At 72.3% G+C, this 24,760-nt stretch carries 23 protein-coding genes; 3 read left to right on the plus strand and 20 right to left on the minus strand.

Annotated elements, in window-relative coordinates; all coding sequences use genetic code 11:
• Positions 1–29: 29 nt before the first annotated feature.
• From ACWC0C_RS14140 to ACWC0C_RS14170, 7 genes are all read right to left on the minus strand, one after another.
• Positions 30–389 (minus strand): MmcQ/YjbR family DNA-binding protein, encoded by a 360-nt coding sequence (locus tag ACWC0C_RS14140; RefSeq protein ID WP_449200811.1) that lies wholly within the window; start codon positions 387–389, stop codon positions 30–32.
• Positions 386–1,672 carry a hemolysin family protein gene (locus tag ACWC0C_RS14145; RefSeq protein WP_449200810.1) on the minus strand — a complete coding sequence of 429 codons (1,287 nt, stop codon included), beginning with the start codon at positions 1,670–1,672 and terminating at the stop codon, positions 386–388. The genes ACWC0C_RS14140 and ACWC0C_RS14145 overlap by 4 nt, the downstream gene beginning before the upstream one ends.
• 10 nt (positions 1,673–1,682) lie before the next feature.
• A complete protein-coding gene (gene ybeY, locus ACWC0C_RS14150) occupies positions 1,683–2,180 on the minus strand; it encodes an rRNA maturation RNase YbeY (RefSeq protein WP_449200809.1) in 498 nt (165 codons plus the stop codon).
• A gap of 12 nt (positions 2,181–2,192) precedes the next feature.
• Entirely contained in the window at positions 2,193–3,275 is a 1,083-nt protein-coding gene (locus ACWC0C_RS14155; protein WP_450864033.1) for a PhoH family protein, read from the minus strand.
• Positions 3,276–3,518: 243 nt separating this feature from the next.
• Positions 3,519–4,661: a carbohydrate kinase family protein gene (locus ACWC0C_RS14160; protein WP_449200807.1), complete on the minus strand. Its 1,143-nt coding sequence runs from the start codon at positions 4,659–4,661 to the stop codon at positions 3,519–3,521.
• A gap of 65 nt (positions 4,662–4,726) precedes the next feature.
• The gene (locus ACWC0C_RS14165) at positions 4,727–6,016 is read right to left on the minus strand and encodes a glucarate dehydratase family protein (protein WP_450864035.1); all 1,290 of its coding nucleotides are present in this window, start codon (positions 6,014–6,016) and stop codon (positions 4,727–4,729) included.
• Positions 6,013–6,969: a 5-dehydro-4-deoxyglucarate dehydratase gene (locus ACWC0C_RS14170; protein WP_449200805.1), complete on the minus strand. Its 957-nt coding sequence runs from the start codon at positions 6,967–6,969 to the stop codon at positions 6,013–6,015. The genes ACWC0C_RS14165 and ACWC0C_RS14170 overlap by 4 nt, the downstream gene beginning before the upstream one ends.
• Positions 6,970–7,195: 226 nt before the next feature.
• Between ACWC0C_RS14170 and ACWC0C_RS14175 the strand changes: the two genes are divergently transcribed.
• On the plus strand, positions 7,196–8,422 hold the full coding sequence (locus ACWC0C_RS14175) for an MFS transporter (RefSeq protein WP_450864037.1): 1,227 nt from the start codon (positions 7,196–7,198) through the stop codon (positions 8,420–8,422).
• Here ACWC0C_RS14175 and ACWC0C_RS14180 read toward each other — a convergent pair.
• The 10 genes from ACWC0C_RS14180 to hrcA all read right to left on the minus strand — a co-directional run bounded on the left by ACWC0C_RS14180 (position 8,374) and on the right by hrcA (position 19,130).
• Positions 8,374–9,378: an adenosine deaminase gene (locus ACWC0C_RS14180; protein WP_450864038.1), complete on the minus strand. Its 1,005-nt coding sequence runs from the start codon at positions 9,376–9,378 to the stop codon at positions 8,374–8,376. The two genes, ACWC0C_RS14175 and ACWC0C_RS14180, sit on opposite strands and share 49 nt — an antisense overlap.
• 20 nt (positions 9,379–9,398) lie before the next feature.
• Positions 9,399–10,304 (minus strand): ribonuclease Z, encoded by a 906-nt coding sequence (locus ACWC0C_RS14185; RefSeq protein ID WP_450864040.1) that lies wholly within the window; start codon positions 10,302–10,304, stop codon positions 9,399–9,401.
• A 6-nt stretch (positions 10,305–10,310) separates the two neighbouring features.
• Positions 10,311–10,664, minus strand: a complete 354-nt coding sequence (locus ACWC0C_RS14190; RefSeq protein ID WP_449200801.1) for a histidine triad nucleotide-binding protein — start codon at positions 10,662–10,664, stop codon at positions 10,311–10,313.
• A gap of 49 nt (positions 10,665–10,713) precedes the next feature.
• A complete protein-coding gene (locus tag ACWC0C_RS14195) occupies positions 10,714–13,857 on the minus strand; it encodes a S41 family peptidase (protein WP_450864041.1) in 3,144 nt (1,047 codons plus the stop codon).
• Positions 13,858–13,954: 97 nt separating this feature from the next.
• Positions 13,955–14,497 (minus strand): hypothetical protein, encoded by a 543-nt coding sequence (locus tag ACWC0C_RS14200; RefSeq protein ID WP_450864042.1) that lies wholly within the window; start codon positions 14,495–14,497, stop codon positions 13,955–13,957.
• Positions 14,498–14,596: 99 nt separating this feature from the next.
• Positions 14,597–14,989 (minus strand): VOC family protein, encoded by a 393-nt coding sequence (locus ACWC0C_RS14205; protein WP_449200798.1) that lies wholly within the window; start codon positions 14,987–14,989, stop codon positions 14,597–14,599.
• Between the two features lie 15 nt (positions 14,990–15,004).
• On the minus strand, positions 15,005–15,757 hold the full coding sequence (locus ACWC0C_RS14210) for a 16S rRNA (uracil(1498)-N(3))-methyltransferase (RefSeq protein WP_449200797.1): 753 nt from the start codon (positions 15,755–15,757) through the stop codon (positions 15,005–15,007).
• Positions 15,754–16,830 carry a nitronate monooxygenase gene (locus ACWC0C_RS14215; RefSeq protein WP_450864044.1) on the minus strand — a complete coding sequence of 359 codons (1,077 nt, stop codon included), beginning with the start codon at positions 16,828–16,830 and terminating at the stop codon, positions 15,754–15,756. Before ACWC0C_RS14215 ends, ACWC0C_RS14210 begins: the two co-directional genes overlap by 4 nt.
• A 146-nt stretch (positions 16,831–16,976) precedes the next feature.
• Positions 16,977–18,113 carry a molecular chaperone DnaJ gene (gene dnaJ / locus ACWC0C_RS14220; protein ID WP_449200795.1) on the minus strand — a complete coding sequence of 379 codons (1,137 nt, stop codon included), beginning with the start codon at positions 18,111–18,113 and terminating at the stop codon, positions 16,977–16,979.
• Positions 18,114–19,130 carry a heat-inducible transcriptional repressor HrcA gene (gene hrcA / locus ACWC0C_RS14225; protein WP_449200794.1) on the minus strand — a complete coding sequence of 339 codons (1,017 nt, stop codon included), beginning with the start codon at positions 19,128–19,130 and terminating at the stop codon, positions 18,114–18,116.
• Positions 19,131–19,302: 172 nt separating this feature from the next.
• Between hrcA and ACWC0C_RS14230 the strand changes: the two genes are divergently transcribed.
• Together ACWC0C_RS14230 and ACWC0C_RS14235 are read left to right on the plus strand one after the other, a co-directional pair.
• A complete protein-coding gene (locus ACWC0C_RS14230) occupies positions 19,303–20,025 on the plus strand; it encodes an MBL fold metallo-hydrolase (protein ID WP_450864046.1) in 723 nt (240 codons plus the stop codon).
• Positions 20,026–20,059: 34 nt separating this feature from the next.
• Positions 20,060–20,875 carry a DUF3097 domain-containing protein gene (locus ACWC0C_RS14235; RefSeq protein WP_450864047.1) on the plus strand — a complete coding sequence of 272 codons (816 nt, stop codon included), beginning with the start codon at positions 20,060–20,062 and terminating at the stop codon, positions 20,873–20,875.
• Here ACWC0C_RS14235 and ACWC0C_RS14240 read toward each other — a convergent pair.
• The 3 genes from ACWC0C_RS14240 to ACWC0C_RS14250 all read right to left on the minus strand — a co-directional run bounded on the left by ACWC0C_RS14240 (position 20,853) and on the right by ACWC0C_RS14250 (position 24,635).
• Entirely contained in the window at positions 20,853–21,431 is a 579-nt protein-coding gene (locus ACWC0C_RS14240; RefSeq protein ID WP_351020380.1) for a Uma2 family endonuclease, read from the minus strand. The genes ACWC0C_RS14235 and ACWC0C_RS14240 overlap by 23 nt on opposite strands.
• A 99-nt stretch (positions 21,432–21,530) precedes the next feature.
• Positions 21,531–22,763: a radical SAM family heme chaperone HemW gene (gene hemW / locus ACWC0C_RS14245; protein WP_450864049.1), complete on the minus strand. Its 1,233-nt coding sequence runs from the start codon at positions 22,761–22,763 to the stop codon at positions 21,531–21,533.
• A 51-nt stretch (positions 22,764–22,814) separates the two neighbouring features.
• Positions 22,815–24,635, minus strand: a complete 1,821-nt coding sequence (locus ACWC0C_RS14250; protein WP_450864076.1) for a SpoIIE family protein phosphatase — start codon at positions 24,633–24,635, stop codon at positions 22,815–22,817.
• Between the last annotated feature and the right edge of the window lie 125 nt (positions 24,636–24,760).

Below are 24,760 nucleotides of genomic sequence, written 5' to 3' on the forward strand. Positions count from 1 at the left end.
CAGGGGGTCAGCGGGTGCGGGCAACGGAATTACGGCCGGTCCAGCCGCAGCCGCTCCGCTCTCGGCAGGCCCGCGACGACGAGGTCGTACGAGTCCTCGACCAGCTCTTTCACGAGGCGGGCGGGGAGGCCGCCGTCCACCGTCACGGTGTTCCAGTGCCGCTTGTTCATGTGGTAGCCGGGGATGATCAGTCCCTCGTGCTCGCCGCGCAGCCGGACCGCGTCCTCCGGGTCGCACTTGAGGTTGATCGTCAGGGGCCGCGCGCCCAGGTTCGTCAGGGCGAACATCTTGCCCAGCACCTTGAAGACCGAGGTCTCCGGGTTGAACGGGAAGTCCTCCTCGGCCGCGTTGAAGGACAGGCACAGGGCGCGCAGCTCCGCGGGGGTCACTCGGGTTTCGCCTCCTCGGCGGGTTCCACCAGGACAGTGACGATCTTGTTGCGGCGGCCGGAGGCGGCCTCCGCCGTGAGCTTCAGCCGCCGCTCGTCGGGGAGTTCGACCTCGGCGGACGCGCCCGCGATGGGGACGCGGCCGAGGGCCTTGGCGAGCAGTCCGCCGACGGTCTCCACGTCCTCGTCGTCGTACTCCTCCAGCCCGTACAGTTCGCCGAGGTCGGTGATGTCCAGGCGGGCGGTGACCCGGAAGCGGTCGTCGCCGAGGTCCTCGACGGGCGGGAGTTCCCGGTCGTACTCGTCGGTGATCTCGCCGACGATCTCCTCCAGGATGTCCTCGATGGTGACGATGCCGGCGGTGCCGCCGTACTCGTCGATGACGACGGCGACGTGGTTGCGTTCCTTCTGCATCTCGCGCAGCAGGTCACCGGCGTTCTTGGTGTCGGGCACGAAGACGGCGGGCCGCATGGCGGTCGAGACCAGGTCGCTCTCGGCGTCCCGGCTGATGTGTGTCTTGCGGACCAGGTCCTTCAGATACACGATCCCGACGATGTCGTCCTCGCTCTCACCGGTGACCGGGATCCGGGAGAACCCGGAGCGCAGAGCGAGGGTGAGGGCCTGGCGGATGGTCTTGAAGCGCTCGATGGTGACCAGGTCGGTGCGCGGCACCATGACCTCGCGGACGAGCGTGTCGCCCAGCTCGAAGACCGAGTGCACCATGCGGCGCTCCTCGTCCTCGATCAGCGACTCCTGCTCCGCGAGGTCGACCAGCGCACGCAGCTCGGCCTCGGAGGCGAACGGGCCGCGCCGGAAGCCCTTGCCGGGGGTGAGCGCGTTGCCGATGAGGATCAGCAGCGACGGGATCGGCCCCATGATCCGGGCGAGCGGCAGCAGTACGTACGCCGCCGCGGTCGCGGTGTTCAGCGGGTGCTGCCGGCCGATGGTGCGCGGGGACACCCCCACCGCCACGTACGACACCAGGACCATGACCCCGATGGCGACGAGCAGGGCCTGCCAGGTGGCGGTGAACTCCTCCAGGCAGGCGTACGTCACCAGGGCGGCGGCCGCCATCTCGCAGGCCACGCGGACCAGCAGGGCCACGTTCAGATAGCGGGTGGGGTCGGCGGCGATCTGCGCGAGCTTGGCGCTGCCGCGCCGGCCGGACTTGACGGCCTCCTCGGCGCGGAAGCTGGAGACCCGGGCGAGGCCCGCCTCCGCGCAGGCGGCGAGCCACGCGACGACGACCAGCGCGATCGCGCCGACCACGATCTGCGGAGACATCCGGGCCCGCTTACGAGACGGTGGGCGCCGGGGACGGCCCGGTCATCCCGCGCTCGGCCCGCCACCCGTCGACGATGGCGGCCTGCAGCCCGAACATCTCGGCCTTCTCGTCGGGCTCCTCGTGGTCGTATCCCAGCAGGTGCAGCACCCCATGGACGGTGAGCAGCTGAAGCTCCTCGTCCATGGAGTGCTGGGTCGGGGCCTCGGCCCCCTGCTTGGCGGCGACCTCCGGGCACAGCACGATGTCGCCGAGCAGGCCCTGCGGCGGCTCGTCGTCGTCCTTGGACGGCGGCCGCAGCTCATCCATCGGGAACGACATGACATCGGTGGGCCCGGGCAGGTCCATCCACTGGATATGGAGCTGCTCCATGGCGTCGGCGTCGACGACGATCACCGAGAGCTCGGAGAGCGGGTGGATGCGCATCCGCGCGAGCGCGTAGCGGGCGATGTCGAGGACCGCCTGCTCGTCTACCTCGGTGCCGGACTCGTTGTTGACGTCGATCGACATGGCCGTGCTGGTCTACTTCCCCTTGGAACCCTTGGCGCCGGTCTTGCCACGGCCGCCCTTGTGGGTGCCGTTCTCGGTGCCGTACTTGCTGTCGTATAGCTCGTACGCATCGACGATACGGCCCACCAGCTTGTGCCGTACGACATCGTGGGACGACAGCCGGGAGAAGTGGACGTCCTCGACCCCTTCGAGGATCTCCTGGACCTGCCGCAGACCGCTCTTGGTGCCGCCCGGCAGGTCGACCTGCGTCACGTCACCCGTGATCACGATCTTCGAGTCGAAGCCGAGGCGGGTGAGGAACATCTTCATCTGCTCGGGGCTCGTGTTCTGGGCCTCGTCCAGGATGATGAAGGCGTCGTTGAGGGTCCGTCCCCGCATGTACGCGAGCGGCGCGACCTCGATCGTCCCCGCCGCCATCAGCCGCGGGATGGAATCCGGGTCGAGCATGTCGTGCAGGGCGTCGTACAGCGGGCGCAGGTAGGGGTCGATCTTCTCGTAGAGCGTGCCCGGCAGGAATCCGAGCCGCTCCCCCGCCTCCACCGCCGGCCGGGTGAGGATGATCCGGTTGACCTGCTTGGACTGCAGGGCCTGCACGGCCTTGGCCATGGCCAGATAGGTCTTGCCGGTACCGGCGGGTCCTATGCCGAACACGATGGTGTGCTTGTCGATCGCGTCGACGTACCGCTTCTGGTTGAGGGTCTTGGGGCGGATGGTCCGGCCCCGCGAGGACAGGATGTTCTGCGTCAGCACCTGCGCCGGGGTCTCCGGCCCGTCGCTCGTCCCGTTCTCGCTGGCCTTGAGCATGGCGATCGAGCGTTCCACTGCGTCCTCCGTCATCGGCTGCCCGGTGCGGAGCACCAGCATCATCTCGTCGAACACGCGCGAAATCAGGGCGACGTCTCTCGGGTCGCCGACCGCGCTGATCTCGTTGCCCCGGACGTGGATGTCGGCCCCCGGGAAGGCCCTCTCGATCACACGCAGGAGGGAGTCGCCGGAACCCAGCACGGTCACCATGGGGTGCTGGGCGGGGACGGTGAACTGCGCTCTCGCCTGCTCTCGCGCGGGTGTGGTGTGAGCTGTGGGTGTCTGTGTCATGGGCCGGCTCTGAAGGCCTGCGCTTCCTCCTCATCACGGCCGCATAGCTGAGGGCGGCCTCGCGATTCAAGGGTACGACGGTGCACTGACAAGCCTGTAGGCCTTTTCCACACCCACCTCCCCCGCCCCCGGGGGCCCTCTCAGCCGACCGAGCCGAAACTCCCGGGGGTCACCTCTCGGCCGACCGAGTCGGGTGGGTGTGGTGGGCGAGCGGGGGTCCAGGGGGCGGAGCCCCCTGGGACGTCAGCTGGACCGGCGGAAGCCGATCGTCGGCACCGCACGCCGCAACGGCCAGGGCCGATCCAGCTCCGCGGCCACCAGCCCCTCGAGAAACGCGTACCTCTCCAGCGCCGCCGGATCCTGCCCTGGAAGGGCCTGCACCCGCCGCCACCAAGCCCCGATCTCCGACCACCCCGGCGCCGACAAAGACCCCCCGAACTCCTGCACCGACAGCGCCGCCGTGAGCCCGGCAAAGGCCAGCCGGTCGGCCAGCGGCCACCCCGCCAGGGACCCCGTCACAAACCCGGCGACGAACACATCCCCCGCCCCCGTCGGATCCAGCGCCTCCACGGCGATGGCCGGCACCTCCGCGGCCTCCCCGGTCCGCCGGTCCACCGCATACGCCCCGTCCGACCCCAGGGTCACCACAGCCACCGGCACGTACTCGGTCAACGCATGCGCGGCCACCCGCGGACAGTCGGCCCCCGTGTACCGCTTCGCCTCCTCCGCGTTGGGCAAGAACGCCTCACAGTGCTCCAGGTCGGCGAGCCCGGCGAGATCCCACGCCCCGGTGTCGTCCCAGCCGACGTCGGCGAAGATCCTGGTCCCCTCCCGCGCGGCCTCGGCGATCCACGACGCGCGCGTACCCGGCGTCAGCGAGGCCACGGCCGCACGCGCGCGTGGCGGGCATTCCGGGGCCGGCTCCTCGGGTGGCGGCTCGTGCCCGTGGGACACCATGGTCCGCTCGCCCTCGTACGCCATGGACACCGTCACCGGCGAGTGCCAGCCGGGCACGGTCCGTGACGCCGACAGATCGATGCCCTCACCCTGTTCGAGCGCGTCCCAGCAGTACTCGCCGTAGTGGTCGTCCCCGAAGGCCGCCGCGAGGGACGTCCGCAGACCGAGCCGGGCCAGGGCCGTGGCCATGTTGGCGACCCCGCCGGGGCTGGAGCCCATGCCCCGGGCCCAGGACTCGGTGCCGCGCACGGGCGCCGAGTCCAGGCCGGTGAAGATGATGTCGAGGAAGACCGTGCCCGTCAGGTAGACGTCCCAGGGCGGGTCGCCGGGCGCGCGCAGCCCGGCGAGCGGGTCGACCTGGGACTGACAGCGTGCGGCCTTGGTGAGGTGTTCCGGTTCCTCTCCGGTGATCGCGTGCGACGGGGTCACGGTGCGCTCCCTGGCGTGGTGCGGGTCTGGCCAGTGTGCACCACATTGCGCGCCGTGCCCCGGGGTTACCAGCGGGGCATCACCGGTTGCCGCCAGCCCGGTTCGCCCGCCCGCATCGCCGCCGCGTCATCGCGGTCCCGCAGCGAGCCGTCGTCCTCGGCCCACCGCCGGTGCAGCCGGGCCAGTTCGTCCCGGTCGAGCTCGACACCGAGGCCGGGGGCGTCGGACACCAGGACCTGCCCGCCGCGGAAGGCGAGCCGCTCGGTGAGGACGTCCTCGGACTGCCAGGGATAGTGGGAGTCGCACGCGTGGTGAAGCCCGGGGACGGTGGCCGCGACCTGGGTCATCGCGGCGAGACTGATCCCCAGATGCGTGTTGGAGTGCATCGACACCCCGACCCCGAACGCGGCGCAGATCGCGGCGAGTTCGCGGGTGTTGCGCAGCCCGCCCCAGTAGTGGTGGTCGCAGAGCACGACCTGCACGGCATCCCGCGTGAACGCCTCCTTTATCTCGCCGAAGGTGGTCACGCACATGTTGGTGGCCAGCGGTACCTCCGTTCCCGCCGACACCTCGGCCATGGCCGCCGTACCCAGCGTCGGGTCCTCCAGGTACTCCAGGACGTCCCCGAGTTCCTTCGCCACCTTCAGCGAGGTCTCGACCGACCAGGCGCCGTTGGGGTCGAGGCGCAGCGGGTGCCCGGGGAAGGCCCCGGCGAGGGCCCGTACCGCCGCGATCTCCTCGTCGGGCGGGAAGACACCGCCCTTGAGCTTGAACGACGTGAAGCCGTACCGCTCCTTGAACAGCCGCGCCTGTGCCACCACTGCGGCCGGATCGAGGGCGGCACCCCACTCGTCGGGCTCGGCCGGGACGCCCGCCGGGTGAGCGGCCCACTTGTAGAACAGGTAGGCGCTGTACTCCACGGCGTCCCGCACCTTGCCGCCGAGCAGCGCGTGCACGGGCAGCCCGAGTGCCTTGCCCTGGGCGTCGAGGCAGGCGACCTCGAAGGCGGACAGCACCGACAGCCGTAGCTTGTCGGCGCTCTGCACGCCGCGCAGCCCGCCGGCGTCGACCTGTCCCTCGACCCTTGACTCGTCGACGCCGAGGTCGATCGCGAACAGGCCGTTCACATCCATGACCGAGCGTCCGGTGAGCCGTTCGGCCAGCGGGCGGGCCAGTTCCAGGTACTTGGTGTCGCCGTAGGTCTCGCCGAGCCCGGTGACCCCGTCGGCGGTGACTACCTCCACGATCAGCCGGGGGGTGTACGGCTGGTGCACGCCCTGGGTGTTGAGCAGCGGCGCGTCGGCGACCAGGATCGGCGTCAGCCGTACCTCGGCGATGGTCAGGTCACGGGTCACAGGGCGGCTCCTACGAGGTCGAGTCCGGCGGTGAGCAGGGCCTTGAGGTCGGCGAGGTCGGCGGGCGCCGGGTCGGTGAGCGGGGCGCGCACGGGTCCGACGCGCTGCCCGCGCAGCCGGGCCGCCGCCTTCACCAGGGACACGGCGTATCCGGGCGCGCGGTCGCGGAGTTCGACGAACGGGGCGTAGAAGTCACGCAACAGCTTGTCGGCCGTGCCCTCCTCCCCGTCCCGCAGCGCGGTGAAGAAAGCGCCGGCGATCTCGGGGGCGAAGGCGTGCACGGCGGAGGAGTAGGCGGGGACGCCGACGGCGGCGTAGGCGCGGGCCTGGATCTCGGCGGTGGCGGCGCCGTTGAAGAAGAGGAAGCCGTCGGGGGCGGCGAGGGTGAGGCGCTGCAGCCGGTCGAGGTCACTGTGGCCGTCCTTGAGGCCGATGACGTGCGGAATGCGCGTGATGCGCCGCAATGTCTCCACGCTATAGGCGACCTGGCCGCGCTGATAGACGACGAGCGGCAGCCGGGTGCGCTCGGCGAGCCGCTCCAGCTGGGCGGCGAGGCCCTCCTGCGGGGCGTCGACCAGGTAGTGCGGGAGCACGAGCAGGGCGTCGGCGCCGGCCTCCTCGGCGATCCGCGCGAACCGGGCGGCCTGCGCCCAGCCGTACCCGGTCCCAGCCACGACCGGCACCCGTCCGCCCGCCTCGGCAACGGTGAGGGCGACGACGGTCCGGTACTCCTCCTCGTCCAGCGAGAAGAACTCCCCGGTGCCGCAGGCCGGGAAGACGGCACCGGGCCCGGCGGCGAGCCGGCCGGTGACATGGGCGCGGAAGCCGTCGGGATCGAGGGAGCCGTCGTCGTGGAACGCGGTGAGCGGGAAGGACAGCACCCCGCGCGCCATCCCCTCCCGCAGTCGCCGCGCCACGCCCTCGGGACTCGGATCGCCGCCCACCTGAACCATCTCCCCTTGGTCTTCCTTATGAATGCCGTCTACATATGAGAACGCAACGTAGCTCTTTTTACCCGGACCCGCAGTCGGCAAACCGAAGAGTGATGCAGATCGCACCACCCGAACTTCTTCCGGAACGAGGCGCTTGATACAACTTGCTCGCGCGTTCCTGTCCATCGACGGTCGTCGCCCCCTCCCCCTTTCTGAGCCCTTCCTTTCGCATGCCCTGGGAACGCCCGTGTCCGCCCCCCGCCCCCTGCCCTGGCCCCTCGTCGCCCTTTTCACGGCCGGGTACCTAGCGCCGTATCTGCTGCCGACCACCGTCGGCCGGCTCGCCTCCGGACTCCCGCTCACCGCCACGCAGGCCGGGGCCATCGGCAGTGCGCTGCTGCTGAGTTCGGCGGCGGCGGGCTTCCTGCTGGCCTCGCGGGTCGACCGCATCGGCCCCCGCACCCTCGCCCGGCTCGGCCTCGCGCTCGCCGTCCTCGGCTACGGCGGCGCCGCCCTCACCGGGTTCGTACCGGCCGTCGTCGCGGGCGCGGTCACCGGCGGATTCGGGTCCGGCACGGTCACGGCGGTCGCCGCGAGCGGGATCGCCGCGCAGCGGGATCCGCACCGGGTCACCACCTTGGGCCTGCTCGGCGTCTCCGCCGTGGCCGGCGCCCTCTACCTGACGCTCCCCCACCTCGGCCCCGGCCACGGCCTGCCGCCGGCCGCCATCGCGCTCACGGCGCTCGCCGTCTGGCCGCTCACCGGCCGCCTGCCCGGTCCTGCCGCCCCGGCCCGCACGGCCGTCGCCTACGGCCGGCTCCCCCACCCACGCGCCGGACTGCTGCTCGCCGCCGCCATGACCTGCTGGTCCCTCGCGCAGAACTCCCTCTGGGGCGTCAGCGGCCGGATCGGACTCGCCCAGGCCCACCTCACCGAGGTCACCGTCGGCGCGGTGTTCGCGGTCGCGCTCGGCGCCGGGCTCGTCGGAGTCGTCGGCGCCGGCGCGCTCGGCCCCCGGCTGGGCCGGGCGATGCCCATAGGCGCCGGTACGGCCCTGATCGCGGGCTGCATCGCGCTCAGCGCGTCCGCGACCGACCTCACGGCCTTCGCGGCGGGCGAGATCTCCTGGAACCTGCTGTACCCGGTCGTCCTGTCGTACGTCATCGGCCTCGCCGCCTCCCTCGACCCGCGTGGCCGCTGGGCGGTCCTGGTCGGCTCGGCGTCCTCGCTGGGGACGGCGGCGGGACCGCTCGCGGGGAGTGTGCTGGCGGCGGGGGCGGGCTTCCCGGTGATGGGACGGATGCTGGCCGCCGGCCTGCTGCTGATCGCCGTACCGATGACGGCGGTGGCACTGCGGACGGGCAGGCGTCCCCTGCCGGTCGTGGAACTCCCGGTGGAGACGCCCGCCGTGGCCGCCCGGAGTGCCTACGAGACCGCGTCCCCGAACTCGTACGCGTCGACCTCGGCCAGGTAACGGGCCCGCCGCTCCTCGTCGTCCTCCAGGAAGGAGGCGAGGAAGGAGTTGCGGGCCAGCTCGCGCAGCCGGTCCTCGGACAGGCCCAGGGTCCGGTGCACGGCCGCGAAGTTGTCGTCGGCGTACCCGCCGAAGTACGCCGGGTCGTCGGAGTTGACCGTGCACAGCAGGCCGGCGTCGAGCATGGCCGGCAGCGGGTGGTCGGCCAGCGTGTCGACGGTGCGCAGACGGACGTTGGACAGCGGGCACAGGGTGAGCGGGATCCGCTCCCGGACCAGCCGCTCGACCAGCGCCGGGTCCTCCATGCAGCGCAGTCCGTGGTCGACGCGCTCGACGCCGAGCACGTCCAGGGCCTCGGTGATGTACGCCGGCGGCCCCTCCTCACCGGCGTGCGCGACGCGGCGCAGCCCCAGCTTCGCCGCGGCGTCGTACACCTCCCGGAACTTCACCGGCGGATGCCCGACCTCGGCGGAGTCCAGGCCGATGCCGGTGATCCGGTCCAGGTACGGCGTCGCGGCCCGCAGCGTCTCCAGCGCCGAGTCGGCGGACTCGTCGCGCAGGAAGCAGAGGATCAGCCTGGTGGAGATGCCGTGGTTGCGCTCGCTGTCGCCGAGCGCCCGCCACAGCCCCTCGACGACCGTGCCCAGGCTCAGGCCCCGCGCGATGTGGGCCTGCGGGTCGAAGAAGATCTCCGCGTGCCGGACGCCCTGCGCGGCGGCGCGGGCCAGATAGGCGTTCGCCAGGTCGGCGAAGTCCTGCTCGGTGCGCAGGACGGCCATCAGCTCGTAGTACAGGTTCAGGAAGGACTGGAGGTCCTTGAACCGGTAGGCCTCGCGGAGGGCGTCCGTGTCCGCGTACGGGAGGGTGACGCCGTTGCGGGCGGCCAGCTCGAACGCCAGCTCCGGCTCCAGGGTGCCTTCGATGTGGAGGTGCAGTTCTGCTTTCGGGAGGGGCATCAAGGCATCGTACGGGGGTTTTATCGCCGTTTCGGAACCGGCACCCGCTGCAGATCGTGGGCCACGGTCAGCTCGCCCTCGAAGCCGGCCGCCCGCGCCTGCCGCTCGAACTCCTCCGGCTGCGAGTAGCGCTGGCTGAAGTGGGTGAGGACGAGGTGCCGCACGCCCGCGTCCCGGGCGACGGCGGCGGCCTGCCCGGCGGTCAAGTGACCGTGTTCCAGGGCGAGTTCGATGTCCTCGTCCAGGAAGGTCGACTCGATGACCAGCAGGTCGCAGCCCTCGGCGAGCGCGTGGACGCCGTCGCAGAGCCGGGTGTCCATGACGAACGCGAACCGCTGCCCGCGCCGCACCTCGCTGACGTCCTCCAGCGTGACGTCCCCGAGCCGTCCCTCGCGCTGCAGCCGGCCGACGTCCGGGCCCTTGACCCCGTGCGCGGCGAGCCGGTCGGGCAGCATACGGCGGCCGTCGGGTTCGATCAGGCGGTAGCCGTAGGAGTCGACCGGGTGCGACAGCCTGCGGGCCTCCAGGGTGTACGCCGGGGTCACCGCGAGGATGCCGTCGGCGGCGACCGGCGCCTCGGTGACGCCGACGGTCTCCCGGTAGGCGGTGGCGTAGCGCAGACGGTCGAAGAAGCGCTGCCCGGAGCGCGGGTAGTGCGCGGTGACCTGGTGCGGCACCTGGTCGAGGTTGATCCGCTGGATGACGCCGGCGAGGCCGAGGCAGTGGTCGCCGTGGAAGTGCGTGACGCAGAGCCGGTTCACGTCGTGGGCGGCGACCCCGGCGCGCACCATCTGCCGCTGGGTGCCCTCGCCGGGGTCGAACAGGATGCCCTCGCCGTCCCACCTCAGCAGGTAGCCGTTGTGGTTGCGGTGCCGGGTGGGGACCTGGCTGGCGGTGCCGAGGACCACCAATTCACGTACGGACATGGCGTCTTAGCCGGGGGGCCACTGCAGGCCGCGGCCGCCGAGCACGTGGGCGTGGGCGTGCCAGACGGTCTGGCCCGCGCCGCTGCCCGTGTTGAAGACGATGCGGTAGCTGTCGAGCTCCTCCTCGTCCGCCACGGTCTGCGTTTCGGCGAGGACGTCGGCGGCGAGCTGCGGGGCGCCGGCGGCGAGCTCGGCGGCGTTCTTGTAGTGGGCCTTGGGGATCACCAGGACGTGGGTCGGGGCCTGGGGGTTTATGTCCCTGAAGGCGACGGTGGTGTCTGTTTCGCGGACGATCGTCGCCGGGATGTGTCCCGCGACGATCTTGCAGAACAGGCAGTCGTCCTGCGGTTCGCCTGCCATGCGTGTGCCTCCTCACGCTGGTGATCAATACCGGGGCATCGTAGTCGTATCAGGTCGGCATTCCCGGCGGAGTTTTCGCGGGCCGTTCCTCGAGTGCCTCTAGTGCGATCCTGATGGCCTCGTCCAGCTGGGTGTCCCGGCCCGCCGCCCAGTCCTGGGGCCGCTGTACGACCTCCACGTCCGGGTCCACCCCATGGTTCTCGACGTCCCAGCCGACACCCTCCAGCCACATCGCGTACTTCGGCTGGGTGACCAGGGTCCCGTCGACCAGGTGGTAGCGGCTGTCGATGCCGATGACGCCGCCCCAGGTGCGGGTGCCGACGACGGGGCCGATGCCGAGGGCCTTGATCGCCGCGTTGACGATGTCGCCGTCGGAGCCGGAGAACTCGTTGGCGACGGCGACGACCGGGCCGCGCGGGGCGTCGAGGGGGTAGCTGGTGGGACGCATGCCGCGGGGGAGGTCCCAGCCGATGATGCGGCGGGCCAGTTTCTCGACGACCAGCTGGGAGGTGTGGCCGCCACGGTTCTCGCGCACGTCGACCACGAGTCCCTCGCGGGCCACCTCGACCCGCAGGTCCCGGTGGATCTGTGCCCAGCCGGGGGCCTGCATGTCGGGGACGTGGAGGTAGCCCAGGCGGCCGTCGGAGGCCGCGTGGACGTGGGCGCGGCGGTCGGCGACCCAGGCGTGGTAGCGCAGGGGCTCTTCGTCGGCGATGGGGATGACGACCGTGTGGCGGGGTTCGCCCCCGCCCGCGGGGGAGATGGTCAGCTCCACCGGGTGGCCCGCCGTGCCCACGAGCAACGGGCCCGGGCCCGTCACCGGGTCCACGCTGTGGCCGGCGACGGCGATGATCGCGTCGCCGGGGCGGACGGCGACGCCGGGTGCGGCGAGCGGGGAGCGGGCGTCGGGGTCGGAGGTCTCCGAGGGCAGGATGCGGTCGATGCGCCAACTGCCGTCCGGATGGCGGGAGATGTCGGCGCCGAGCAGACCGTGCCGGGGGCCGCCGCCGGAACCGCCGGCGGGGATGACGTAGGCGTGCGAGGTGCCGAGTTCGCCGTGCACCTCCCACAGGAGGTCGGTCAGGTCGCTGTGGGTGGCCAGGCGGGCGAGGAGGGGGCGGTAGCGGGCGAGGATGCCGGTCCAGTCGGCGCCGCCCAGGTCGGGGCGCCAGAAGTGGTCGCGCATGAGGCGGCCGGTCTCGTCGTACATCTGCCGCCACTCGGCGGCCGGGTCGAGGGTCTGCCGGATGCGGGCGAGGTCGACGGAGACGCTGGTGTCGCCGTCGTCGTCGGTGCCGGTACGGCGGTCGCTGGGGACGACCCGGAGCCGGTCGTCGGTCCACAGCAGCACGCGTTTGCCGTCGCCGCTGACCTCGAAGTGGTCGGCGTCGGAGGACAGGTGCTCCAGGCGGCGCTGGGCGAGGTCGTAGCGCTCCAGCTCGGTGTGCGGGGCGGGGTCCTCGGGGTGGGCGCGGGTGGCGCCGAGGACGCCGTGCACGGGGTGGCGCAGCCAGAGCACGCCGTCCTTGGCGGCGCGGAGGGTGGAGTAGCGGCCGGCCTCGACCGGGAACGGCACGATCCGGTCGGCGAGGCCTTCGAGGTCGATGCGGGTGGCCGGGGTGCCCTCGCCGTCCGGGGTCTCGTCCTTGTCCGGGTTCTCGAAGGGGCGGCCGTGGCGTTGCGGGCCGAAGGGCGAGGGGGTGGTGGCGGCCAGGGTGATCAGGTGCGGGCGGGCGCCGACCACGAAGGCGAGGTCGAAGACGTGCTCGTCGTAGACCGGGTCGAAGGCGCGGTTGGAGAGGAAGGCGAGGTGTTTGCCGTCGAGGGTGAAGGCGGGGGCGTAGTCCTGGAACCGGAGGGGGGTCGCCTCGGTGACCGAGAGGTCGGTGGTGTGGGCGATGCGGAGTTGGGAGAGCGGGCGGGGGCCGGGGTGGGCCCAGGCGAGCCAGGCGGAGTCGGGTGAGAAGGCGAGGCCGGAGACCTCGCCGTCGTCGCCGCGGTCGACCTCGCGGACCTCGCCGGTCTCCCGCTCGACGAGGAGCAGGCGCCCGTCGTGCGCGGCGACGGCGGCCCGGCTGCCGTCGGGGGCCATGGCCAGCTCCAGCACCCGGCCCAGCTGTCCGGCGGCGAGCCGGCGCGGGGTGGCGCCGGGCACCGTGCCGGTGGCCGGGGCGAACTCCAGGGCGTCCTCGCCCTCCGCGTCCGTCACCCACACCACCCACTCCTCGCCCTCGGCGCGGAAGGCGCGCGGCATCCGGGCGCGCACGCCGGGGGTGGCGGCGAGGGCGCGGGCGGGCCCGGAGCGGTGGGTGACCCAGTGGATCCCGCCGCGCACGCAGACGGCGCTGCCGCGCGCGGTGTGGTCGGGGGACGCCTCGCCGAACCAGCGGGCGGCGTTGACCGGAGCGGGCCGCAGATCGACCCGTGGCCCGCCCAGGCGCACGTCCAGCCGGCGCGGCTCGGCGCCCTCCAGGTCGTCCAGCAGCCACAGTTCACCGGCACAGCTGTAGACGACCCGGGTGCCGTCTCCGGAGGCGTGCCGGGCGTAGAAGCCGTCGAGGGGAGTGTGGCGGCGCAGGTCGGAGCCGTCGGCGAGGGAGGAGTACAGGGCCCCGGTGCCCTCGTGGTCGCAGAGGAAGGCGATCCGGTCCCCGGCCCACACCGGGCACTCGACGTTCCCGTCGACATCCTCGTGCAGCCGGACGAACTCCCCGCTCCCCTCGCGGTCGATCCACAGCTTGCCCGCCGTGCCGCCCCGGTAGCGCTTCCAGTGGGCGGCCTCGCGGCCCATCGGCGCGGACAGCAGCACGGTGGCCGGGCCGAAGGCCACATCGCCGACCGGGCCGTAGGGCAGGGTCTCGGCGGGCCCGCCGTCCAGCGGGACGGCGTACGCCCAGGTGTGCCGGAAGCTGGGCCGGCCCTGCGCGCCGAGCGCGAGCACCCGCCCGTCGACGGTCCAGCCGCGCACCTCGGTACGCCGGTTGCCCCAGTACGTCACACGGTCCGCGGGGCCGCCGTCGACGGGGGCGACATGCACCTCGGGCGCGCCGTCGCGGGTGGAGGTCCAGGCGAGGAACCGTCCGTCCGGGGATATCCGGGGCTGGGTCACGGGCATGTTGTCGGCGCTGACCCGCCAGGCCCGGCCGCCGTCGAGGGGCGCGAGCCAGACGTCGTCCTCGGCGACGAAAGTCACCAAATCGCCGTGTACATGGGGAAATCGGAGATACGCGGCACCTTGAGTCACCCCGTCACTGTACGCAGCGACGGGCGCACCTCGCCCGCTGTTCGGATCACTTCCCCTGGACGGGCCAGCAGGTGGGGTCGCCCTTGCACCAGAGAGTGCGGGTGACGGTGACGGTCACGGTCGGCTGCCCCCCGCCGGGCCGGTAGGTGGGCGGCTTGTACGTCGGCCCGGTCGTGGCACCACAGTCGCCGAGCCCGCTGACGTGGAACACCCGTCGGCCCCCGACCTCGGCGGTCAGGTCCCCCCGCACACAGGCCCCGGCGACAGCCTTGGTCACCTTCCCGGTGACGGTGATCTTCCGCCCGTCCTTGGTCTCGCCCTGGCAGTCGACGGAGACGACGGTGGTCTCGCTCGGCGCGGGCGTGCCACCGACCTTGCCGCCGCCGTGGTCGCCGGTGCAGGTGAGCCAGCTGACGTCCACGTGCTGCTGTTCGAGCCTGGCCTTCGCGGTGGTGTCGGTGGTGTAGGCGACGGAGGCGGTGCCGAGATCACTGGGCTGACACGCCACCACGGCCGCACCGCCCACGACGACCATCCCGGCGACGGCCAAGAGCCGCGCCCCACGCCGATTCCCTCTCAAAACCCCCATGCAGGGCAGAGTGCCACCGGCACGGGCAGCGGGGAAGGCCGCTTACGGCCACTCACCCGTTCGGGATGCCGGTCCGCGCGCCCCCCGGCGGAGCGCCTGTCAGCCGCGCAGCAGCAGCCACTGCTGGAGTTCGACCAGATTGCCCTCAGGGTCCTTGAGGTGCGCGACCCTCATCCGGTCGGTCATGGGGGCCGGGCCGTGCACCAGGACCGCACCCCGGGAGACGATCCCCGCAACGTACGCGTCCAGGTCGTCGACGCGCAGGACGACCAGGGAGCGGTGACCGGTGGCGGTCTCGCCCAGCTCGTCGAGGATCTCGGCCATCATCGCCCGGTCCTGCAGCGCGATCCCGGCGGAGCCGACGTGCGGGCTGAACTTCTCGTACGGCCCCTCGGTCGCGCCGGACTGCGGCTTGAGGCCGAGGACATCGGCGTAGAAGCGGTAGCAGGCGGCGAAGTCGGTGACCAGGAGCCGGACTTGGGCGAGTTCCACGGTGTCCCCCAGCTGTCAGGACCAGCGGCCGGTGCGGCCCAGCAGCAGGGCCGCGGCGGCGGTGCCGGCGGTTGATGTACGCAACACGGTAGGACCGAGCACATACGCCTTCGCACCCGCCTCCTCGAAGAGCGCCAACTCGTCCCGGGCGACGCCTCCTTCGGGGCCGACGACCAGCACGATCTCGCCCTCGGCGGGCAGTTCGGCGGTCGCCAGCGGCCGGCTCTCGTGCTCGAAGTCGGAGTGCAGCACGGCGGCGAAGTCGGCCTTGGCGAGAAGTGCGGCAACCTGCTTGGTGCTCGCCGCGTCCGCGACCTCCGGGAAGCGCAGCCGGCGGGACTGCTTGCCGGCCTCCCGCGCGGTGGCCCGCCACTTGGCGAGCGCCTTCAGGCCCCGGTCGCCCTTCCACTGGGTGATGCACCGGGCGGCCTGCCAGGGCACGATCGCGTCGACGCCGGTCTCCGTCATGGTCTCCACGGCCAGCTCGCCGCGGTCGCCCTTGGGGAGGGCCTGGACAACGGTGATCCGGGGGCTGGGCTCGGGTTCCACCGGGAACTCGAAGGGCTCGACGACCATGTGGTCCTTGCCCGAGACGCTGACGACGACGCCGGCGGCCCCCCGCCCCTTGCCGTCGGTGAGCACCACCTGCTCGCCGGGCTGCAACCGCCGTACGGAGACCGCGTGCCGCCCCTCGGGGCCCTCGACGTCGACGACCGAGCCGGGGCCCACACCCTCCAGCGAGTCGACGACGAACACCGGCGCGGTCATCGCGGGCCGCCCTTGGCCGACAACGCTGTCCTGGCGGCGTCGAGTTCGGCCGCCAGCACCCGCACCAGTTCCCCGGCGGGCAGCTCGCGGGCCAGCCGGTGGCCCTGCCCCGCCCACAGCGCCATGCCCTGCGCGTCCCCGGCCTTGGCGGCGGCCTTGCGCAGCGGTGCGGTGAGGTGGTGGATCTCCGGGTAGGCGGCGGGGGCGTACGGGCCGTGCTCGCGCATGAACCGGTTGACCAGTCCGCGCGCCGGCCGCCCGGAGAACGCGCGCGTCAACTCGGTGCGGGCGAACAGGGGGTTGGTCAGCGCCTGCTTGTGCAGGGCGTTGGCGCCGGACTCGGCGGTGGCGAGGAACGCGGTGCCCAGCTGGGCCGCGCTCGCGCCCGCCGCGAGGACGGCGGCGATCTGGCTGCCGCGCATGATGCCGCCGGCGGCGACGATCGGGATGCCCACGGCCTCGCGGACCTGCGCGACCAGCGACAGCAGCCCGATGCCGGAGCCGTCGTTCTCGGGGAGGTCCCGATGGGTCCCCTGGTGACCGCCGGCCTCCACACCCTGCGCGATCACCGCGTCCGCCCCGGCCTGCTCGACCGCGCGGGCCTCCTCGGCGGTGGTGGCGGTGACCAGGGTGAAGGTGCCGGCCCGGCGCAGCTTGTCGAGCACCTCCCGGCTCGGCACACCGAAGTGGAAGGAGACCACCGGTACCGGGTTGTCGAGGAGCACGGCGAGCTTGGCGTCGTAACCGTCGTCCCTGCCGCTGTCCGGGTCGCCCAGCTCGGTCTCGTACCAGGCGGCCTCACCGGCCAGCTGGTGGGCGTAGACCTCGACGGCGCCCGACTCGGCATACTCGGGCTGCGACATGAACACATTCACGCCGAAGGGGCGGCGCGTGAGCCCCCGCAGCTGCTTGATCTCCTGGTACATGCCGTCGGCGGTCTTGTACCCGGCGGCGAGGAACCCGAGACCACCGGCCTCGGAGACGGCGGCGGCGAGCTGCGGGACGGAGACACCGCCCGCCATGGGGGCCTGCACGATCGGGTGGGGGAAGAGATCGGTCAGTGCGGAGGACATGACCGCATGTTGTCACGTCCTCCGAACAAGTCCGAATCCGGGCTTCCCATGGCATAGGACACCGGCATAAGGGGTGCCGAGGCACCCCTTCCGAGGGACCTCAGCGCCCGTTGAACGCGTCCCCCCAGCCACCGGCTCAGCCGACGTCAGCGTCCGTTGAACGCATCCTTCAACCGCGAGAACAAGCCCTGCTGCCCCGGCTGGAACTGCCCCTGCGGTCGCTCCTCGCCGCGCAGCTTCGCCAGCTCCCGCAGCAGCCGCTCCTGCTCGGGGTCGAGCTTGGTCGGCGTCGTGACCTCGACATGCACGATCAGGTCACCCCGGCCGCCGCCACGCAGATGCGTGACGCCCCGGTTGTGCAGCGGGATCGACTGGCCGGACTGGGTGCCGGGCCGGATGTCGACCTCCTCCATGCCGTCCAGGGTCTCCAGCGGCACCTTGGTGCCCAGGGCCGCCGCCGTCATCGGGATCGTCACCGTGCAGTGCAGATCGTCACCGCGCCGCTGGAAGGTCGGGTGCGGCAGCTCGTGGATCTCGACGTACAGGTCACCGGCCGGACCGCCGCCCGGCCCGACCTCGCCCTCACCGGCGAGCTGGATCCGCGTGCCGTTGTCGACACCGGCCGGGATCTTCACGGTCAGCGTCCGCCGCGAGCGCACCCGCCCGTCGCCGGCGCACTCCGGGCACGGCGTCGGCACGACGGTCCCGAAGCCCTGGCACTGCGGACAGGGCCGCGACGTCATGACCTGGCCGAGGAAGGACCGGGTGACCTGCGAGACCTCACCACGGCCACGGCACATGTCACACGTCTGGGCGGTGGTGCCCGGAGCCGCGCCCTCCCCGTTGCAGGTGTTGCAGACGACGGCCGTGTCGACCTGGATGTCCTTGGTGGTCCCGAAGGCCGCCTCGTCCAGCTCGACGTCGATCCGGATCATCGCGTCCTGGCCGCGCCGGGTGCGCGAGCGCGGGCCGCGCTGCGACGCCGTACCGAAGAACGCGTCCATGATGTCGGAGAAGTTGCCGAAGCCACCGGCCCCGAAGCCGCCCGCGCCGGCGCCGCCGCTCTGCGAGAGCGGGTCGCCGCCGAGGTCGTAGACCTGCTTCTTCTGCGGGTCCGACAGCACCTCGTAAGCGGCGTTGATCTCCTTGAACCGCTCCTGGGTCTTCGGGTCGGGGTTGACGTCCGGGTGCAGCTCGCGCGCGAGCCTGCGGAACGCCTTCTTGATCTCATCCTGCGACGCGTCGCGGCGCACGCCGAGAACGGCGTAGTAGTCCGTGGCCACTTACGACTCCGCCAGGATCTGTCCGACGTACCGTGCCACTGCGCGTACCGCTCCCATCGTTCCCGGATAGTCCATGCGGGTCGGTCCGACCACGCCGAGCTTGGCAACCGCCTCGCCGCCCGAACCGTAGCCGACCGACACCACGGAGGTGGAGTTGAGTCCCTCATAGGCGTTCTCGTGGCCGATGCGCACGGTCACGCCCGGATCCTTCGCCTCGCCGAGGAGCTTGAGGAGCACGACCTGCTCCTCCAGAGCCTCCAGCACGGGCCGGATCGTGAGGGGAAAGTCATGCGGGAAGCGGGTCAGATTGGCGGTACCGCCGATCATCAGCCGCTCCTCGTTCTCCTCGACGAGTGTCTCCAGGAGAGTGGAGAGCACCGTCGAGACCGTACCGCGGTCCTCGGCCTCGAAGGCCTCCGGCAGGTCCTCGACCAGCCTCGGCACATCCGCGAACCGGCGGCCCGCGACCCGGCTGTTCAGCCGCGCGCGGAGATCCGCGAGGGAAGCCTCGCCGAAGGGCGCCGGGCAGTCGACCATCCGCTGCTCGACCCGGCCGGTGTCCGTGATCAGCACGAGCATCACGCGCGCGGGGGCGAGCGAGAGCAGCTCCACGTGCCGGACGGTGGACCGGGTCAGGGACGGGTACTGCACGACGGCGACCTGCCGGGTCAGCTGCGCGAGCAGCCGCACGGTCCGCGCCACCACATCGTCGAGGTCCACGGCGCCCTCGAGGAAGTTCTGGATGGCGCGCCGCTCGGGCGCGGTCATCGGCTTGACGCCCGCGAGCTTGTCGACGAACAGCCGGTAGCCCTTGTCCGTCGGGATCCGCCCGGCGCTGGTGTGCGGCTGGGCGATGTACCCCTCGTCCTCGAGGGCCGCCATGTCGTTACGGACGGTGGCCGGGGAGACGCCGAGGCTGTGCCGCTCGGTCAGGGCCTTCGACCCGACCGGCTCCTCGGTGCCCACATAGTCCTGGACGATGGCGCGCAGTACCTGAAGCCTGCGTTCACTCAGCATTCGCGCGCACCTCCAGCACGTCGTCGTCCCCTCTGTCCCGTCTGTCCCGCGGCTTGTCCGCCTGGCACTCTTCACATGCGAGTGCCAGGGTTCCCGCCCAGTGTACGGCTGTCGGGTACACCGAGGGCAAGGTCGGTGCGGTCGGGGCGGCTCATGCGGATAGCGTCGCGGTATGACGGTGACTTGGGAAGAGCTGGGGTGGGAACGGCTGGCCGCGGGGGTGGGGCGCTGCCGCCTCCCAGGCTGGGACTGCACGGTCGGGCTGGTCCTCGGCGAGGGTACGGCGCTGCTGGTGGACTCCGGCTCGAGTCTGGCCGAGGGTGCGCGGCTGCGGGCACAGGCCGAGGAACTGACCGACGGCCGTGTGACCCATCTCGCGCTCACGCACCCTCACTTCGACCATGTCTTCGGAGCCGCGGCCTTCGCGGGGGCGGAGGTGTACGGGGCGGTGGGGCTGGACGCCGTCTTCGCCCACGAACGCGATGAGCTGCGCTTGGACGCCGTGCGGGGCGGGCTCGCGGTGGCGGACGCGGACGAGGCGGTGGACGCGCTGGTGTCACCCGCCCATCCGGTCTCCGGCGAGTGGACCCTCGACCTCGGGGGCGGCCGCCAGGCCCTGCTGGCGAACGTGGGTCCGGGCCACACGGCCCACGACCTCGCGGTCCTCATCCCCGGTTCTCCGGAGGTGGTCTTCTGCGGCGACCTGGTCGAGGAGTCCGGGGAGCCCCAGGCCGGCCCGGACGCGGTCCCGTCCCGTTGGCCGGACGCGCTGGACCGCCTGCTGTCCCTGGGCGGCGAGGACGCGCTGTACGTGCCCGGTCACGGAGCGGTGGTCGACGCCGGGTTCGTCCGCCGGCAACGCGACGAGCTGGCGGCCCGTTTCGGCGTGTCGTGAGCGCGGCCGTACGGCTTCTCCTATCGTCACTCGAATGCGCCAGTACTCCGCCGACCTGACCCCGCCGTGGAAGAAGCCCAAGCCCGTGCCGGAGGTACCGGCGGAGCCCGGCCTGGTGGTGGAGGAGCCCGGCACCGGGTTCTGCGGGGCGGTGATCCGCTGCGAGGCGGGCACGGTGACCTTGGAGGACCGCTTCGGCAAGCACCGGGTGTTCCCACTGGAGCCGGGCGGCTTCCTGCTGGAGGGCCGGGTCGTCTCCCTCGTACGGCCGTCGTCGGGTGGTCCGGTACGCCCCACCCGTACCGCCTCCGGCTCCGTCGCCGTCCCCGGCGCCCGTGCCCGCGTGGCCCGCGCCGGCCGCATCTACGTCGAGGGCCGGCACGACGCCGAGCTGGTCGAGAAGGTCTGGGGCGACGACCTGCGCATCGAGGGCGTGGTCGTGGAGTACCTGGAGGGCGTGGACGACCTGCCGTCGATCGTGTCGTCCTTCGCCCCGGGCCCGGACGCCCGCCTGGGTGTCCTCGTGGACCACTTGGTGCCGGGCACGAAGGAGTGGCGCATCGCCGAGTCGGTGACCAGCGAACACGCGCTGGTGGTCGGCCACCCGTACATCGACATCTGGGAGGCGGTGAAGCCGTCGTCCCTGGGCATCGAGGCCTGGCCGACGGTCCCGCACGGTCAGGACTGGAAGACGGGGGTGTGCCGGGCGCTGGGCTGGCCGTCGGAGAACACCGGGGCGGTGTGGCAGGCGATCCTGAAGCGGGTGGGGTCCTACAAGGACCTGGAGCCGGAGTTGCTGGGGCGGGTGGAGGAGCTGATCGACTTTGTTACGGGTAGCGGTGGGGCCTGACGTCGGGGAACGTTCCGAACTCGCTGGTTTTCAGCTCGACACCCAGGACATCCAGCATCAGCGGCCGGCCGAACTTCTCGATGTACTGCGCCCGGTAGTTGGCGTCCTCGCCCTTTCCCTCGGGCTTCGTGAACAGAACGCACTGCGCCATGATCGGATCGATGACGAGATAGGCGGGCACGTTGCCTGCGGCATAGATCGAACGCTTGACGGCGTAGTCGCGATGAACGCTGTTCTTGGAAACGACCTCGACGACCATCGTGATCAGTTGGCACGGCAGCAGACGCCCCGAATCGGGCAGGACGTCACGAGCCACGACCACGAGGTCCGGAACCGGCTCACTCGCCTCGTCGACGAGATCCACGTCCTGGGTCTGGAGCGGATACCAGCGATCCAACGGAATCTGCCGCTCCGTCAGCAGCACGATCAGGTTGTGCACCAGATCAGGGCTGGCCATCATCACGATTTCCCCCCGCAGAAGCTCCGCTTTGAGCCCGTCAGGCGGCTCAAAACCCTCGAAGAACTCTGCGACTCCACGTTCGTCCACAGCGGTCATCTCCGTGGCCTCTACATTCGCCGCATACTGTCAGCGGCAGCCTACGAACCAGGTTAGGGACCGAACCGGCGCTCCGGAGGGATTCACTCGCGGGAGTGATCAATCCACCAGATCCCGCACCACCGCATCCGCCAGCAACCGCCCCCGCAGCGTCAGCACGGCCCGCCCCTCCTCGTACGGCCCTTCCTGGAGGAGCCCGTCCGCCAGCGCCCGCCGAGACGCCGCAAGCCCCTCCTCCTTCAGCAGCGACAGCGGCACCCCCTCCCGCAACCGCAGTTCCAGCAGGACGCGCTCCACGCGCCGGTCCTCCTCCGACAGGAGTTCACGCCCGGCCCCCGGCGACCGCCCCGACGCCAGCGCCGCCGCGTACGCGCCCGGGTGCTTCACGTTCCACCACCGCACCCCGCCCACGTGCGAGTGCGCCCCGGGACCGGCGCCCCACCAGTCGGCGCCGCGCCAGTACAGCTCGTTGTGCAGGCAGCGGCCCGCCTGAGAGGTGGCCCAGTTGGAGACCTCGTACCAGGAGAAGCCGGACGCGGACAGGGTTTCCTCGGCGATCAGGTACCGGTCCGCGTGGACGTCGTCGTCCGTCATCGGGACCTCGCCCCGGCGGATCCGGCGGGCCAGCTGGGTGCCCTCCTCGACGATCAGCGCGTACGCGCTGATGTGGTCCGGGCCCGCCCCGATCGCCGCGTCCAGCGAGGCCCGCCAGTCGTCGTCGCTCTCCCCCGGGGTGCCGTAGATCAGGTCGAGGTTGACGTGCTCGAAGCCCGCCGCCCCCGCCTCCGCCACGCACGCCTCGGGGCGCCCTGGGGTGTGCGTCCGGTCGAGCACGCGCAGGACGTGCTGCCTCGCGCTCTGCATGCCGAAGGAGATCCGGTTGAAGCCGCCCTCCCGGAGGGTGGCGAGGTAGGCCGGGTCCACCGACTCCGGGTTCGCCTCGGTGGTGATCTCCGCGTCCGGTGCCAGCCCGAACTCGTCCCGGATCACCCCCAGCATCCGTACGAGATCGTCGGCGGCCAGCAGCGTCGGCGTACCGCCGCCGACGAAGACCGTGCGGACCTGGCGCGGGTCGTCGCCGAGCACCTTCCGGGCGAGTCGGATCTCGTCCGTCAGCGTGTCCGCGTAGTTGTCGCGGGACGCCAGCACGCCCCCGGTGCCGCGCAGCTCGGTCGCGGTGTAGGTGTTGAAGTCGCAGTAGCCGCAGCGGGTCGCGCAGTACGGGACGTGCAGGTAGAAGCCGAGCGGGCGGTCGGCCGCCCCGGCGAGCGCGTGCGCGGGCAGCGCGCCGTCGGCGGGGACGGGCTCGCCGTCGGGGAGTGCGGAAGGCATGTCCTCCATTGTCCCGTACGACGGCCATTGCTCCGCTTGCAGCACCGACGGCTACTCGGCTTGCAGCACCAGCAGCGCCAGATCGTCCTCGGGCAGGCCCCCGCCGAAGTCGTGCACCAGGCGGCGGATCCTTTTGGCGATCAGGTCGGCGCTGAGCCCGGCGCAGCCGGACAGGGCGCGGGCGAGCCCGTCGCCGTCGTCGAACTGGCGGGAGCCGGAGCGCCGCTCGGTCACCCCGTCGGTGACGCACAGCAGGCTTTCGCCGGGCCGCAGGTCGAGGGTCTCGCTGGTGTAGGTCTCGTCCTCGACCACACCGAGCAGGGTCTGCGGGCGGGCGGCGGTGCGTACGGTGCCGTCGGGGCTGAGCACGAGCGGGAGCGGGTGGCCGGCGGAGGCCAGGGTGCAGCGGACTCCGCCGCCGTACGGGGTCAGCTCGCCGTAGAGGAGGGACAGGAAGCGGGTCTGCGGGCCGTCTCCGGGGGCCACCGGGCGCCCGCCCGCGGCGACCAGCGCGCGGGCGGCGGCGTCGGCGGCCTCGGTGGCGTCGTCCAGGAGGAGCTGGTTGAGCCGGTCGAGGACGTCGGCGACCCGGTAGCCCTCGCGGGCGAGGAGGCGCAGCCAGGGCCGGGCGAGGCCGATCACGACCGCCGCCTCCGGGCCCTTGCCCTGGACGTCCCCGACGGCGAAGCACCAGCGGCCGTCGCCCGCCGGGAACAGGTCGTAGAAGTCGCCGCTCGGGCCGCCCTTGTCGCACGGTTCGTAGACGAGTGCGCTGCTCACCCCGGGGATCTGGGCGACGGCACCGGGCAGCAGGCCGCGCTGCAGGACGGCGCTGATGGTGGCCTGGCGGGCGTACTGGCGGGCCGCGCCGATGGCGAGGGCCACCCTGCGCCCGAGGTCCTCGATGAGCCCGGTGACCTCGTCGGGAAAGCCCAGCAGCCCGCAGCGGCCGATGACCAGCGTGCCGAGCGGCCGGCCACCCGCGATCAGCCGGTACGCCAGTGCCGTGCCGTCGGCGCCCTGCGGGCCGAGCGCATGGCCGGGCCACGGGTAGGGCTCGGGGCCGGAGCGCAGCCCGTCGCGCGGGCAGGGCGGCTCCTTCTCCAGGGCGCAGCGCAGTTCCTCGATGCGGTTCTCGCTGGCGTGCCAGACCCGGTCGGGGCCGCCGCCGGCGCCGCCGCGCACGGTGGCCTCGTCCTCCAGCCACACCGCGCACCAGTCGGCGAGCCGGGGCACGATGAGCTGGCCGGTGAGGGCGGTGACCAGGTTCTCGTCGAGCTGTCCGGCGAGCAGGTCGGAGGCCTCGGCGAGGAAGGACAGCGCGCCGCGGCCGAGCCAGTCCCGGTCGCCGTCGGCGCGGTGCGGCTGCGGGGCGAGGTCCTCGGCGACCTCCAGGGCCGCGTCCGGCGCGGGGGTGTCCGGGTCCTCGACGCCGCCGGGGGGCAGCCGCGCCCAGACCGTCTTGGCGCCGGCGCGGTAGGTGACGCCCCAGGACTCGGCCAGCGTGGTGACCAGCCGCAGGCCGCGCCCGTACTCGGCGGTGTCGTACGATCCCTCGCCGCCGAGGGGGTCGCGCGGGGCGCGGGAGGGATGCCGGTCGCTCACCTCCACGACGAACGCGCCGCTCTCCTCCAGCCGCCAGTCGATCTCCACGTCCGTACCGGCATGTACGACGGCGTTGGTGATCAGCTCGCTGACGACGGCCAGGGCGTCGTCGACGAGCCGGGCCGCGACCTCCGGCGCCTCGGCCAGCGCGGCCCGCACCAGCGCACGGGCCGAGCCGGGCGCGAGCGGACTCCCGGGCAGCGTGGCCCGGCCCCGCACCTCCCTGGCCCGGGGCCCTCTCTCCCGCTGCGTCGGTATGGCCGCCATGTCCATGCGGCCCAGGGTGACAGACCGAGGGCGTTCATAAGCGCTGAGTCATCGAAATGGACAGAAGACGGCGCCTTTTGAACACGGGCGAGCGCAATCTCCCCAAGGGGCGCGGGGAACCGCGC

The sequence above is a fragment of the Streptomyces sp. NPDC001709 genome (assembly GCF_053596375.1).